The sequence below is a fragment of the Salinicola sp. LHM genome, from assembly GCF_034479735.1.
GTDB classification, from domain to species: Bacteria; Pseudomonadota; Gammaproteobacteria; order Pseudomonadales; family Halomonadaceae; genus Salinicola; species Salinicola salarius.
Genome location: NZ_CP140261.1, coordinates 407,565 through 421,767 on the forward strand (window position 1 = coordinate 407,565; position 14,203 = coordinate 421,767).

General features: G+C 57.9%; 11 protein-coding genes and 3 pseudogenes. 3 read left to right on the forward strand and 11 right to left on the reverse strand.

Going from position 1 to position 14,203, the window contains the following annotated elements; genetic code table 11:
* Positions 1-5: 5 nt before the first annotated feature.
* The 9 genes and pseudogenes from R5R73_RS02030 to R5R73_RS02075 form a co-directional block, all read right to left on the reverse strand.
* Positions 6-569, reverse strand: a pseudogene (locus R5R73_RS02030) (DUF6094 domain-containing protein); the annotation flags it as partial.
* A 14-nt stretch (positions 570-583) separates the two neighbouring features.
* Positions 584-1,177, reverse strand: coding sequence for a hypothetical protein (locus R5R73_RS02035; RefSeq protein ID WP_035415465.1), 594 nt, complete (start codon positions 1,175-1,177; stop codon positions 584-586).
* Between the two features lie 76 nt (positions 1,178-1,253).
* A complete protein-coding gene (locus tag R5R73_RS02040) occupies positions 1,254-1,514 on the reverse strand; it encodes a hypothetical protein (RefSeq protein ID WP_035415463.1) in 261 nt (86 codons plus the stop codon).
* 23 nt (positions 1,515-1,537) lie between these two features.
* Positions 1,538-2,683, reverse strand: coding sequence for a DUF3275 family protein (locus tag R5R73_RS02050; protein WP_416221210.1), 1,146 nt, complete (start codon positions 2,681-2,683; stop codon positions 1,538-1,540).
* 108 nt (positions 2,684-2,791) lie between these two features.
* The gene (locus R5R73_RS02055) at positions 2,792-3,190 is read right to left on the reverse strand and encodes a hypothetical protein (RefSeq protein ID WP_035415462.1); all 399 of its coding nucleotides are present in this window, start codon (positions 3,188-3,190) and stop codon (positions 2,792-2,794) included.
* 86 nt (positions 3,191-3,276) lie between these two features.
* Positions 3,277-3,810 carry a hypothetical protein gene (locus tag R5R73_RS02060; RefSeq protein ID WP_156961575.1) on the reverse strand — a complete coding sequence of 178 codons (534 nt, stop codon included), beginning with the start codon at positions 3,808-3,810 and terminating at the stop codon, positions 3,277-3,279.
* A gap of 99 nt (positions 3,811-3,909) precedes the next feature.
* Complete coding sequence (locus R5R73_RS02065) at positions 3,910-4,149, reverse strand: hypothetical protein (RefSeq protein WP_035415460.1); 240 nt, start codon at positions 4,147-4,149, stop codon at positions 3,910-3,912.
* A gap of 466 nt (positions 4,150-4,615) precedes the next feature.
* The gene (locus R5R73_RS02070; RefSeq protein ID WP_322528630.1) at positions 4,616-7,282 is read right to left on the reverse strand and encodes an AAA family ATPase; all 2,667 of its coding nucleotides are present in this window, start codon (positions 7,280-7,282) and stop codon (positions 4,616-4,618) included.
* A gap of 314 nt (positions 7,283-7,596) precedes the next feature.
* Positions 7,597-8,732, reverse strand: a protein-coding gene (locus R5R73_RS02075) for an IS3 family transposase (RefSeq protein WP_322528243.1) whose coding sequence is annotated in 2 segments (ribosomal slippage) — positions 7,597-8,462 and positions 8,462-8,732 — 1,137 coding nt in all. Because the reading frame shifts where the segments join, the coding sequence is not laid out codon by codon here.
* Between the two features lie 125 nt (positions 8,733-8,857).
* Between R5R73_RS02075 and R5R73_RS02080 the strand changes: the two genes are divergently transcribed.
* The gene (locus R5R73_RS02080) at positions 8,858-10,237 is read left to right on the forward strand and encodes an IS1380 family transposase (RefSeq protein WP_416221211.1); all 1,380 of its coding nucleotides are present in this window, start codon (positions 8,858-8,860) and stop codon (positions 10,235-10,237) included.
* A gap of 120 nt (positions 10,238-10,357) precedes the next feature.
* Here R5R73_RS02080 and tnpC read toward each other — a convergent pair whose 3' ends face one another.
* On the reverse strand, positions 10,358-11,797 hold the full coding sequence (gene tnpC, locus R5R73_RS02085) for an IS66 family transposase (RefSeq protein WP_023004967.1): 1,440 nt from the start codon (positions 11,795-11,797) through the stop codon (positions 10,358-10,360).
* A 244-nt stretch (positions 11,798-12,041) separates the two neighbouring features.
* Between tnpC and R5R73_RS02090 the strand changes: the two are divergent.
* A pseudogene (locus tag R5R73_RS02090) lies at positions 12,042-12,637 on the forward strand (ISL3 family transposase).
* A gap of 46 nt (positions 12,638-12,683) precedes the next feature.
* On the opposite strand, the gene R5R73_RS19260 reads toward R5R73_RS02090, so the two are convergent.
* Positions 12,684-12,911 (reverse strand): IS3 family transposase, encoded by a 228-nt coding sequence (locus R5R73_RS19260; RefSeq protein WP_416221231.1) that lies wholly within the window; start codon positions 12,909-12,911, stop codon positions 12,684-12,686.
* A gap of 794 nt (positions 12,912-13,705) precedes the next feature.
* On the opposite strand from R5R73_RS19260, the pseudogene R5R73_RS02095 reads away from it, so the two are divergent.
* A pseudogene (locus R5R73_RS02095) lies at positions 13,706-14,200 on the forward strand (integrase core domain-containing protein); the annotation flags it as partial.
* Between the last annotated feature and the right edge of the window lie 3 nt (positions 14,201-14,203).

A 14,203-nucleotide genomic window follows, 5' to 3' on the forward strand; every position in this document is an offset into this window, starting at 1 on the left:
GGCCAAAGTAGTTGACGTCGCATATCGACGACTGCCCGGTGGACGCTGACGCGATCGAAATGCTGGGCAACCCAGCTCGATAGTTCGTCATCGAACACATACCCCGGCACGATCATGACCATCACCCCACCGTATTGCAGGAGATGCACTGACCGCTGGTAGAACAGCTTCTCCAGCCGCTGTCGTCCCTTGCCGGCATATCCCTTGCTGCCGCCGGTCTCGCCAACGAGATCGCCGTAGGGAGGGTTGAAGAACAGAAACCCGAACGAACGCGGGGAAATGACGGTATCCATCAGATCTGACTGGATACCGACATCCACGACGCGCTGCATGTGCCGAGCCCTCTCCAGATCGTATTCAATGCCGTAGGCTTCGGTACGCTCCCGGCCCAGGCGATACGCGGTTTCCAGGATCGCCATGCCTTCACCAGCACACGGATCCAGGATGCGCACACGCTGGTCATGGGACGTCTCCAGCGCATTCAGCACACGCTCGAGCGTGGCCTCATCGGTTGGGTAATAGCCATTTTTGGCGAAGTTGCGCGCCAGGCGTGGAAACATTAGAGCCATGGTGGCCTCCTGGATTATTGGATGGTGAGTTCACCGGACTGAATGCGGTGGCCAATCGCCTCCTGAGCCGAAGCCAGCGAAAGATCGATCCAGACGCCGGACAGACGCTCGGACGTCTGGTCGAGCATGCGGATGGCTTCATGCTCGAGGAGCAACTGCACGATCGTCGATCGCCAATGATCCAGGAGCGGATATGCCGCCAGATCCCGCAGTCGCGACCAGAGCATCGCGCTCTTATCCTGTCGGGGATCTCGTTCGTTGAAGATGGCGTAGCACTGTCGGTTGGCTCGATCCGGCTCCTGACAACGCTGATCGAACAACCAGAGGTTCAGCAGACTGCCGAACCGCGTTTGTCGATAGGTCCGCGTGGTGCGCTTCCCTAGTCGGTCGCGATTCATGCGCAGCCGGACTGGCCGCTCTCCCATCAGGGTCAGGCTGTCGAGACCGCCTTCGCTGATCGGCAGCGTCAACTTGGCCATTAGTTCATGGATCGCGGTATCCCGTCCCCAGAGGGAAAGAAACACTGCGTTGTCGCCATCGGCGACGTAGCTGTCCAGAAACAGCTCCGGGGCCTCTTCGAGGCGCCGGAGCCTGGGTTGAGTCGTCATGCTCGCCTCCGAGATAAGGAAAAGGGGCGAGCTCCCCCCGAGGGGCAGGCGTCGCCCCTCGGGGAAATGAATGTGATCAGGCCCGCTTGAACTGACGGGATTGCGGGTCATAGAAACGTGCGTTCTCACCTGCACGTATCGGTGTGTAGCCCTCTTCGAAGATCCGGGTCAGGTAGTCGTCGCGAAGGGATACTGCCTGTCGCGCCGGCGTCACCGGTATGCCTTCTTCGATGAAAAACTCGAGCAGCTCTTCGTCGGTCGACGTCTCATCATTGGATAACACGTCTTCAACTGTACGAAGTTGCGATTCAGTGAGTGCCGAAAAGACGGGATTCATGAGAAATCTCCTTGGTTCAGTGATCAGGCTGCAGCCGCAGCTTTGTAATTCCAGGTTTGCGTCGCTCCATCAAACTCATAGCCGAGCTGTTTCAGACGCAAAATCTGCGCCCTAAGCGTGCTTCGATCGACAGTGGCATCCAACTTGACGCTGTTACCCAGCGGCCACTGATGTCCGAACAGTTCAATGTCCTGGTCATCCGCTTTAGGTCGGCGCATCGGCATAGCCTCAGTGCTTTCCTGGTCAGAGGATGCCGGTACACGGGTTTCCTGATGCGCTTGCTTCAGAAACTCCGCTGCCAGGCGTGCCGCGCCGGTTGCCCGAAATATGGCCCTCTTGTCATCCTTCAACGCCTGGATCCAGCTGGCGATGTAGGCGGCGTCGAAAGCCTCGTTTCGGATACCGAAGTGCCCGCACAGAAAGGCGCTGCCCAGCTGTGCGACCAGCTCCTCGAGCGCGTACTTTGGCGAGCCAAACGTCGCGTCGGGATCGGTGATACCGGGACGCGCCAGGCGTGATTCGTGCCCAGTAGCGTGCGTGAGTTCATGCAGTGCGACGCTGTAATACCCCTCGGCGTCATGAAACCGCTCCTTTGCTGGCAGCAGTACACGGTCCTGTTTGGGGTAATAGCCAGCAACGTCACGATCCAGTGAGTGCACGACCTTGATGCCACAGCCATTGATGAAGTCATCTAAAGCATCCACGCTCTCGAATCCATCAATCATGGTGGCAGGCGGGTTCGTGACTTCGTCTGGAAGTCCATCGCACTGATCGATGTTGAAGAGGTTGAACCCCCGCAGGATGGCGAAATGCTTCTCCTTCGGGTTGCCTTCCTCATCCAGAACGGCCTCGCCTGCGTCGTCGACGATCTCCCGCTTCATGGGTTTGTAGAAACAGGCAAGCGTACTTCGCTCGCCCTTGCGTACCGTGCCTCCGGCTTCCTTCGCCTGGCGAAAGGTCAGCCAACGATCTTGGGAGAAGCCGCGCTTGTCGGCCATATCCCAAAGCAGCGGCACGTTGATGCCATTGTATTGGCGCCCAGAGACGGCATTGCAGGGTATGAGTGGCGTTCGACTGGACGGATCCCAGGGTTTCCCGACTCCGGGAAGAACTCCCTGCTCAAGGCTTTCCAGAATCCGGTCAGTGATTGCCTGGTAGATGTCGGCCATCATTAGATCCTCAAGATGACGACCGAGAGGCCCCCACCGGGAGCGCATCCCGGTCGGGGTAGGAGAGAAAGCCCGGCGAGCCGGGCTATGTTGTGGATAAAGGGAGGGTCAGGCAGCCATGACGCTGTGACCGGCCAGAGAGAACACCAGCACTTGCTTGTGCCAGAAGCGCTGCACCTCGACATGAACCCGCAGTGAGCATGGCAAGTTGCTGACGCTGGGGTTGCCGTGTACCTCGACCTCACAGTCAAAGGCACGACAGCCCGAAGGAACACCGGCGAGTTGGTCTCTCGCGCTGTCCATGAAGCCGTCTATGAGATCCAACCAGAACACCCCAGGCACACGCTCATGTGCTGAGGTAGCGGCAGATAACATGACAACCTCGTTCAGCAGAGGCTGCTCCATGTGGACCATGCAATTCCGATTCGATGGGCACAGGCCGCGATGTATGGCCTTGGTAGTGACATCGAGGCGAGGAACGGCATGTTGAGTCGTAGCAGACTTCATCGTGCTTCTCCTTCGATTGAACAAAAAAGGGGAAGCACCTCGCCCCAAAGGGAAGGATCTTCCCCTTGGGGTGGATACCGCTTGGTTTATACCGGCAGAACGTGTGCCTTCCAGGAATAGCGATGCGTGCTCACCTTGCGATGATTCACGACATGCCCCTGTTCATTGCGAACCGGCTGTTTGACGACTACCGCTTCACGTCCGAGAAACTCGAGCGCAACGGTGTCTCCAACCGCCAGCGGGGTCTCTTGCGCCACGCGCTTGAGATCGATACCCCACACGGTCCTGTCATCACCACGCTCATTTCGCAGCGTGATGTAATAGCTGAGGCGGTTTGCCTCATCGAACTGATAGGGAGCGCTGCCATGGGCAACGATCTCTCCTCGATGCGTAACGCCGTCTTGATGGGAGGCAGAGGACTTCGTGGAAGTCGTCTCATCTTCATCGCATGCACGTCGATCGAGTCCGAAGCTGATGATTCCGAGGCGCTTGAGCACCACCAGGGCGACAAGCGTCAACCAGATCCACCGGAGTGGCTCAGGTATGACCTGCGGAAACATAAGCGGAACCAGAACGGAGAGGAGTAGGGCTCGAGAGCCTTTGAGTGGATTCTTCTTCATGGTGATGCTCCAGTGGATCAAATCCGGGAGACACACCATCCCCATTGGGGATGTGTCCCCAGATGGGTAGAAGTACAGAGGTAGATCAAAGCGGTTGGGTCAGCCGAAGACCTTCAACACGGCCATGACGATACTGAGAACGCCGACAGAGCCAGCAATCATGCCGCCAAACCGAACGGTCAGCCGGGTTTCCAACTGACTGATCTCCTGTTTCAGGTCATGCTTGGTTGCAAGGTGCTGATTCATCTCGCTCTCCAGAGCATTGACGACATCCATTGCCTTCTCATCCGAGATATCGGCAGAACGCAAGGCGTTGTACAAGGCAATGCCTAGCTGCATGGGAATCTCCTTATATTAGATGGGAGACTCCCGTCCAGGGAGAGTCTCCCTGGTAGGGTGAGGTAGCATCCAGCCCTTGCGGGCGCCGTCTCTCGGGATGCGTTACGGCTTGCGGGCTGCCCCGAAGGGCAAAGGGCGCTGCTGTTGCCGTCAGCAGCCAACGGGTGCAGCTTGAGTATGAAACGGATCAATTGAAGGTGCAAGAGTTGGCTTGGTTGCTGATCAAGTCAGATATGAGTGACGCTATCGTCAGCTTATTCAGCTGCTAGGGTAAATCCCTGAGGCCCTGAACACATTCGTTCGGGCCATAGGGTTAGACCTCAAGGTCGGTGGTTGGCGACGAACAGACTCACTTTGCAAGAAGCTGGGCGATCAACCAAGATGAGACGGAGCAGATTGGCACTGTAGCATGCAATTTTGGTTTGTCACCTAGCTTTAGACGAGGTGAGACTCTGCATAATACGTTCTAACGCGGCCGTCTGAAATCGAGACAATCGATCTGCTCGAGGGTCTGCACGACCGACTCCACATCATCACTATCAAAGTCGTCACGGTCAGCCTCTTCGTGTGTTCCCTTGTTGAGGTATGTCCAGATCAGGTTGGACTCAGAAATGGCGATGATGCGGCCATAAGCTTCAATTAGTGGGTCCTTGTTAGCATGATCAAACGTGTGCGCTTTCCGCAGTTTTTTTAGCAACGCCTCACACAGATTTCGCAAGTCAGGTTCGGCGCCGGCCCTTGCCAGTGGCACTGTCAGCAGCCCCAATTCATGGTGCACTAGCCACTGCCATACCTTATTAGAGAGCATTTCCAAGGCCTGCCGGGATGCCCCCAACGCTTCGCGATCATTGAGTGTTTCGCGTGCGGCCCGAGCCTTTGCGATGTAGTTGCGAGTCGCGACGTTGTTGACAACCCGCGGTTGATTGTCCCCCGTATGGTGTTTGAACAGGTATACTTGACAGTCCTCTCGGCGCGGCCTGGGAAGATGTTGTTGAATGTCCTTGATAAATTCGTTGCTGTGGCACGTCACAATGATCTGTGTTCGATCGAAATGCTCACTCTCGAATATCGTCTCGCGAATCCCTCTTCGATGGTCGTGATCAATGGCATTGATGGCGTCGTCGAACACTATCAAGGGGCTTCCTATGCTCTTAGCCTTGGCCATCAGGATGGCTAGCCCAAGGCATCGAATATGACCCTCACTCAATACATGCAGGGCATTCACCATTTGTGTAGGGTTACCTCGAAAGGCGATCTCGATCTTGTCTTCGCTCGTCAAGGGAAGGTGCAAACTAGCGAGCTTGTCTGCATCCAGATCATTCTGGTTGAACTCGTTATAGAGCATCAGAGCCATTTCATTGAGTCCAGCAAGGAATTGCCCCGGAAGCTGTTCACGATACGATTTCAATTCCTTCAAGAAACGGTCATAAGTTTCTTTAAAACCTGTGTCTCGTATGATGTCCTGCTCTTCCTGTTTGGCCAGGGAAATTAGCTCTGCATGATCTGTATCGAATGCAGCAATTCTCGCCTTTGCTTTATCAATCGCGTCTGCCAGCTCCTTATCCTTCTGGTCTTGCGCTTGCACCTTCAGCTGGAAGTCGAGCAAGCGTTGTCTTTCGGCAACGAGAGGTGCCCGTTCTTGTTGCATATGTTGCGACATCGTATCCTGGGCGTCGATGGAATCGGCAATACCGAGCAACTGTTCAAGAAGATCTGCTTTGGCGTTGTCGCCTTCGGATAGTGGGTAAAGTGTGGCCCACCAGATACCCTCCGGATCGGCGGATAATCCGGAGAGGTACTGTTTGGCCTCGCAGGGTTGTTCCTGTTGCTGATCAATGAAGTTTTCCAAACGTGTCATCATCTCCCGCAGCTCGCGCGATGCTTGGGTGAGAGCCTGTTGGGCATTGTATTGTCGTTGTTGCAATTCGCTCAAAGAGCGCAAATCCGATAGGCCTGTAGTTGCCTTTTCGTATGGATTGGCAACGACATGAACGGTTCCTTGTAGTGGGGTGTCACAGGCGGGGCAGCGTTCGCCCACCGTTTGCTGTAACGCAAGCACAGCATCGTACAATGCCTTGAAAGACACCTGATTGCTTTGAGACTGCAACTCTGAAGTGATCTCATTCAGGTCCTGCTGGCATTGATGTGCCTTTTCAAAAGCATCGAGCATCGTCTGACGCTTAACGCCGATGATAGAGGGTGGAACGGCATCAAGCAGTTTGTTCAGTTCCTGTAAGCGGCCTGGTGCCTCGGCGCTCCCGATCAGTTCCTTGAGGCCAGCATAGTCTGTGCCTTCGGCATAAGACATCGCCAGCGCCGCTTCCTCGTCCCTTAGGCGATGACGCGTGTCGGGTTCGCCATCAACAATCGCCTTATCGGTCTCCAGAGCCGCACGCAAATCTGCCAGCTCGGTCTGCTTAGCTGGAGGAAGGACAAGCTGACCATCAATACTCTCGTTGAAGTGACTGACAAAGTCATTAAACTGATCCATACCAAACAAGGTGGCGATCAATTCAGCACGTTGGTTGTTGGGGCGAGCGGCAATCCGGGAGAAGGCATCGATCCGGTTCTTCTCGATGAAGCAGAATCGGTACATGTCTGCATTAGCGACTACATCTATTTCCTGGCCCTGATGACTGGTAGCCTTGAGAATCGGCGGCTCATAGCACTGTGCATGGACGTTGGAAAGATAGGTTCGTGCAGCGATTCGCTTGGCACCCGCTTCTTCAACTTCCCCCAGCAGTGCATATTCTAGCCCCTCGCACAGGCTTGTCTTGCCACTGCCGTTCGGTCCATAGAAAAGAACGACCTGGTTTTGGAGGTCGAATGGTTCGGGATGGAGGAAGCCCCGAAATGGCCCGAGCGTGAGGTGGCTAAGTCGAGCCCAAGGCCATGCATCAACGACACCATCGGGTTGGATCTGGGGCGGCGTATCAGCAGTTTGTGCTAGATTTTCTCGAATCAGTTCTACCAGATAGCTGGCACGCTGGCTACGTTGGCGAGATGTCCCAGCCAGCATATCGAAATTCTCCAATGCAAGATGGGCTAGGCGCCGGACATCGGCCGGGACCTGCTTGTCTTCTTGATAAAGCCACCCGACGAACCGCTCGAAATCCTGCCTTGCTGTTGCCATATCTCCCTCATACGTTGTAGTTCCCATTCCCGCTGGACGCTCATCGTGCTAATGCTCAGCAAGATGCAACCATGCTGTTCCACGGTTTTTTTTCAGTCTAGCGGTTTGTCGATTGTAAATAATGAGCTACTCTACTTCATGGCTTTTCGTCACGAAGAGCTATATCTAGTCTCTTTTGGGTACGATCCTCCAGCATATCCCGGCTTATTCATGAGGCCGGCCCGAAAACGAAGATAGCGGATGGTATGAAGTGGACCCCATCCGTTGGACCACCTGACAGACGATTTAAGCTCTGACCGGATCATCATCAGGCGTCAGGCCGCCTGGGTCAGTGGTTGATCGCAGTACACCTCATCGGGTGTCGCATCGTCCAGCCCTTGATGGGGCCGCTGACGGTTGTACCAAGTGAAGTACTTCCTCAGCTCCCGGCGTAGGTGGGCACCATCTTCGAAGGCCTTCAGATAGACGCACTCGTACTTCACGCTACGCCAGAGCCGTTCGACGAAGATGTTGTCCCGGTAGCAGCCTTTTCCATCCATGCTGATCCGGACGCCATGGGCCTTCAGTACCTCGGTGAACGCCTGGCTGGTGAATTGGCAGCCCTGATCGCTATTGAAGATGCTCGGCGGCCCATAGCGGTCCAGGGCCTCCTCCAGTGCGTCAATGCAGAAGTCCGTATCCAGGGTGTTCGATACCCGCCAGGCCAGCACACGGCGACTGTGCCAGTCCATGATGGCCACCAGGTACATGAACCCTCGCGCCATTGGGATATACGTCACATCAGTGGCCCAGACTTGGTTGGGACGATCGATGACGCGATCCCTGAGCAGGTAAGGATAGACCCGATGCCCCACGCCAGACTGGCTGGTGCGCGGCTTCGGGTACACCGCGTGCAGCCCCATCTGCCGCATCAGGCGACGGATCCGCTTGCGGTTCACCGTGTGCCCCAAGCGGTTGAGATGGGTCGTCATCCGCCGGGAGCCGTAGACCGGCGTCCGCAGATGCTCCTCGTCGATCAGCCTCATTAGCATCAGGTCCTCGGCGAGTAACTCACGGCGCTGGTAGTATAGCGATGAGCGACTGATACCGAGCAATTGGCACTGCCGGCGCAGGCTGGGAGTGTCGGAGGATGGCGGCTCGATCAGGGCCAAGCGCTGAGCCCGGCTCAACGATCGAGCCTGCGCGACAAAAAATCGCGTTCCACCGTCAGCTTGCCGATCTCGCGGTAAAGCGTGTCGATCTCCTCCTGGCTCTTCTGGGCGGCTTTACCATCCTTGCCTTCGAAGACGCCCGTGGCGTTGTCCAGGAGTTCACGCTTCCACTGGCTGACCATGGTGGGGTGGATCTCGAAGCGGGCGGCGATCTCCGACGTTGTCTGATCGCCCTTGAGGGCTGCGAGAGCCACCTTGGCCTTGAAGTCACTGCTGTACTGCTTGCGTTTCCTGCTCATGATCATCGTCTCCAATCGTCATGATCAGAGCTTAACGCCTGGTCCTGATTTCGGGGACCACCTCAGTATTCTCTTGAAAATTCAGTGTGTTCCGCCAAGAATCTGAACCAAGAGAGCCATCCGCTATGGGTGAAAGCCTATCCACCTGGACGCCCTCATGCAACGGCGCTGTCCGTGTTGAGCTGAGCGGCCAGCGCACTACCAGCGACAGCGGCGCTCTGCTGTTGCGTGAGGCCCTCGACAACAGCGGCGTGATTGAGGCGCTGGAAGACAATCTGGTCGATCGACGCCACCCGCTGCGCATCCTTCATTCGCTGGCCAGCCAGTTGCGTACCCTGGTGCTGCAACGGGCGATGGGCTGGATCGACCTCAGCGATACCGACACGCTGCGCCGTGATCCGCTCTGGCAGCTGGCCTGCAGCGATGCACGCGGCATGACGCCCCTGGCCCAGGACCGGCCGTCTCAAGCCACGCTGTCGCGGCTGCTGACCTGCCTCGGGCGCTGCGACAATATCGATGCCGTGCACGAAGGCCTGCTGCGACTGGTGATCTGGCGCCTGACCGCGCTGAAGAACGGCGAGCGCCCCAAGCAGCTGACGCTGGACATCGACGGCCTGCCGATCGAGGTCCACGGCCACCAGGGCGGCTCGGCCTATCATGGCCTGTACGGCGCGCGGATCTATTCACCGCTGGTCGCCTCGCTGGCAGAAACCGGCGACATGGTGGGCGGCCTGCTGCGCGAGGGCAACGCCGGCCCGGCCGAGAACGCCGACACCTGGATCCCGCATCTGGTGCGGCGACTCAACGAGAGCACCGGCGCCCAGGTTCGGGTGCGCATCGACGCCGGTTTCACCGACAACGCGACGCTGGAGGCCCTGGAAGAGTGCGACATCGAGTACCTGGGCCGACTGCGCAGTCACTCCGGCCTGCAGAAACTGGCGGCACCGCACCTGAAGCGGCCACCCGGCCGGCCACCCGAGCAGCCTCGCGAGTGGTGCCACGATCTGGAGTATCAAGCGGGCTCTTGGTCGGCACCGCGTCGCGTGGTGCTGGTGGTGCAGGAACGCCCCGATGACCTGCTGCTGCATGCCTTCTTCCTGGTCACCAACCTCGGCAAGTTCGACTGGCCGCCGGAGAAGGTCCTGGCGCTCTACCGCAAGCGCGGCAGCGCCGAGGCGCACATGGGCGAGGTGAAGTCGGCGCTCGACGTGCACCTCTCGTCGACCGATCGCGGCGCCTCCACCGTTCAGGACGTGATGGCACGCAACGAGGTGAGCCTGCTGCTCAGCCTCTACGCCTACCAGGTCCTGCATGGCCTGCGCTGCCTGCTGGAGCGGCAGACCCGGCAAGGCTGGAGCCTCAGCCGGATGCGCGAGCAGGTGCTGAAGGTCGCCGCCACGCTGAGACTGCACGCTCGGCGAATCACCGTTCATCTGGGTGCCGCCGCCGACAAGTGGTGGCCGACGCTGCTGAAGGGGTTGCCGAAGCTGACCGCACTGAGCTGACGCTCCTGCGAGACCACCACAGCATCAGAAAGCGAGCGACCGGAGCGGCGGTAGGCGATCACGGCTGCTTGGACGGCCGCCATTGATTCCAAAGAGCTATAAGTAAGGTAACTATTCAGGTCACGCTGCCTGATCCAGGCCGTCCCGACGCATGAATTCGGGCACTTCACCGGCAAACAACTGTTCCAGTGCGGTGTGCGCTGCCAGGCCCTGCTTGACCGCCGTCGAGAGGAAGCTGCGCATCCGGCAGAAGATCTCGGCACCTTCCCAGGAGCGGAAACAGCCTGAAATCTTCTGCTGGACCTTGGTCATCCGCAGGTCACGCTCCCCTTGGTTATTGGTGAAGGGCGCGGCGGGGTCGTCGAGGAAACGCAGCACGTCGTCCTCGTACGCCTGGAGACGTTCGAGCAGGTTACGTGCCTTGGTACGTTTGGCACGACCGCGCTTTCCCGGTGGTGGTGGGATCGGTGGCGGACACTCGGTCTCACCCTCTGTCAGGCACTGCCGATAGCGGACTCGCCAGCGTTGCGCCTCTTCGGGCGAGAGCGTGCCACCGGCAGCGTCAACGGCCTGATGCATCTCCAGCAGCAGATCATGCAGCGCCTTGGCCCACTTTTGGTGGTCATTTTCCCAGGCCGCAGTCAATTCACGCAGGTGATGGGCGTTGCAAAGTGCGTGGCGGCAATCCGCGTAGCGGTAGTAAGGCTTCCAGTGATCATGCACCAGCACCCCCTGGACATAGGGCAGGATGCCGATGGCATCCATGGCCTCCTGACCTCGCTTGGCGTGAGGCGCCAAGTAGGTCAGGGCGTCATTCGAGGCGCTGTGCAGCCAGTAGCGCTTGCCGCCGACCTGCATCCCGGTCTCGTCGGCATGCACGGTCGCGGCTTGCCTCAGCGCCGGGATCGCCCACTCGGCAAACGCCTCGGCGCGCTGATAGGCCTCTTGATTGAAGGCGAACAGCGTGCCGGTGCTCAGCGATAGATCGCACTGTGAGGCCAGCAGCGCCTGGATGCGGGCATAGGGCAGCAACTGATACTGCGAGAGATAGACGACATGCGCCTTGAGACGTGGGCCATACTGGATCGGGCGGGTCACGCCGTCGGGAAACGGCGCCACATGGCGCCGCCCGAGATCGTCCTCCAGCACCTCGGCGCGATACTCGGTGACGACGGCCTGGATCACGATGTCTTGCACCTGGCGCGTTTCGATGCCGACCGAGCGATAGGTGCGCCCTTTGGGCAAGGTGCGGCGATCGACGCGCAACGACACGATCTCGTCGGGATCGGTGACCGGCGCCAGCGTCTTGCCTTCGTGACCCGGTTGCCCGCCAGGGCGACGCTCGCCCTTGGCCCGGGAACGGCGTTGGCGGTTGGGGTCTTGTGACGGCGGCTTGCTGCTGTTGCGGCTGCTGGTGGCCAGTCGGTCGGCCATCAGCTTGACCAGCAGCATCAGCACGTCGATGGCAGCACGCAAGGAAGGCGAGACCGTGTGGTCTTCCTTGAGCTGCTGCCGGACCCGTTCCAGGGCCTCGTCGACGTTGATATCGCTGATGGTCATGTCACCGCATAGACGTGCCGAAGGATCAGGCACACTATGCCAAAAAAATCAGGTGGTTGGCGACATGCCATCCGCAGCCACCTGAATAGTTACTAAGTAAGTAGGAAAAGGGCTGCGTTCTGGCATTACTCAACAGCCACTCGCGCTGAAGAGGCGAATCCTGATAAGCAATGCCAACAGCCAGTACCTTCAGACCGCTCAATCAGCGCCCTCGTGAATAAGGCGGGTTGAAGTCGTGTGTGACATGTCACCGGCCTTCCTCAATGGCACTGCGGAACATCTTCCTGATGCTCGAGTGACGGTTGACTGGTTCCATATCGTGCAGACGTTCACCAAGGCGCTGGATGAAGTGCGTAAGCGGGAACGTCGAGAAAAAACCATCCCAAGGCCCTGCGCTGGGCAGTGCTGAAAAGCATGGATAACCACAACCTGACGGAAAAGCAGATGGTCGCCCTCCGGGAGCTGGTTGCTGACCAAGGGGCTACCGCGAATGCATGGATCATCAAGGAAAAGCTGAGGTGGATTCGTCGCGCACCGACAGCGCGCGGGGCTCGTTGGCGCATCACGAATTACCTCAATGTGATGCGTGAGGCAGTCGCCGGCCACACGCTTCTCAAGCCAGTGGTAAAAGCACTCAATACGTTGGAGCGACATGCCGACCAGGTTGTGAGGCGCTGGTATTCAGGCCTGACGAACGCACGTCTGGAAGGCATGAATGGCCTCTTTCAGGCTGCCAGATCTCGCGCTCGCGGCTACCGAAACGAAAGCAATTTCATTGCGATGATCTACCTGATCGGCAGCCCCGTGGGGCGCATGCTGGATGAAGCCAAATCCACATGAAACGTCGAAGAGCCATAAAAGCCTGTAGCCCTATCCCGCGCATCAATCACTGAACGCGCTTGCGGCTCACTGCGTGTCCCAGGCGATTGAGGTAGGCTGACATCCGTCGTGAGCCATAGACCGGTGTGCGCAGATATTCCGCGTCAATTAGACGCATTAGCTCCAGATCATAGGCTCGTAGCGCCTTTCGCTGATAGTACATCGAGGAGCGACTGATACCGAGTGGCTGGTACTGACGTCGGAGGCTGATGCCGGGCGCTTGCGGCTCGACCATTGTCAGGCGCTGGGCCCGACTCAACGATCGAGCCTGCGTGACAAAAATTCCGTTCCACCGTCAGCTTGCCGATCTTGCGATAGAGCGTATCGATCTCCTCCTGGGTCTTTTGGGCGGTTTTACTGGAACTCTGCCCTTGAAGACGCCGGTGGCGTTGTCCAGCAGGTCGCGCTTCCACTGACTCACCATGGTTGGATGGATCTCGAAGCGGGCCGCGATCTCCGACGTGATCTGTTCCTCTTGGGGGCGGCTAGGGCTACCCTGGCTTTGAACTCACCGCTGTACTGTCGACGTTTCCTGCTCATGATCAAGTTCTCCTAGTCGGTCTGGTCAGAGCTTAGCGCCTAGTCCGAATTCCCGGATCCGCTTCACTGCCGCCGGGCAAGATTAGTATTCTCGAAGCTCTCTATCGCACAAGACGAGGCTCTGAATGGCTAGCGCGCACTTATTCTACAAATCTAGGTAAATATGATTGCTGAAGTGTGATTTTTTGTGTATCATTAAGTATTTGAAAAAATATTTAATATCGTGTTGATTTTCAGTAGATGTAGTGTCCCGGATGATCAGATCGCCTATAGAAGTTATCCTCTGCTAGCAGCGAGGGAGCTTCTTCAGCAATTCATTCGGGAGCAAGTTCATGGACATCAAGCTGCATAAACAAGCGACCACGACACCGAAGATCCGGGCCGAGATCCAGGCAGCGCCCTCCGGCATCACGGATAGCGAGCTGGCCCGCCAGTATGGTGTCGCCACCGCGACCATACGGCGTTGGCGGTACCGTGACGATGTCCATGATCGATCGCGCCACGCGTTGGGTGTATCTGGAGATCCGAAGCAGCCAGTCCGCGAAGGATGCTCGCGCGTTCATGAAGCAGGTGGAAGAGAAGGCGCCCTTCAAGATCCAGACGGTGCTGACTGACAACGGCAAATCCTTTACCGATCGCTTCACACGTGCAGGTGAGCGCAAGCCCAGCGGCCGGCATCCGTTTGACCAGGAGTGCCAGGCACATGACATCGAACACCGCCTGATCAAGCCGGGAAAGCCGCAAACGAACGGCATGGTGGAGCGCTTCAACGGCCGCATCAGCCACGTGCTGGCGACTCGGCGCTATGCCTCAGGCGAGGACCTGGAACAGACGCTGAAACGCTACACTTGGCTGTACAATCACCACATACCGCAGAAGGCACTGCACCATCAATCGCCCATTGCGATGATGAAAGAATGGCAGACTAAACGGCCTGACTTATTTACCAAGCGGGTGGTTAATCACACGGGACCCGACAAGTAGAAA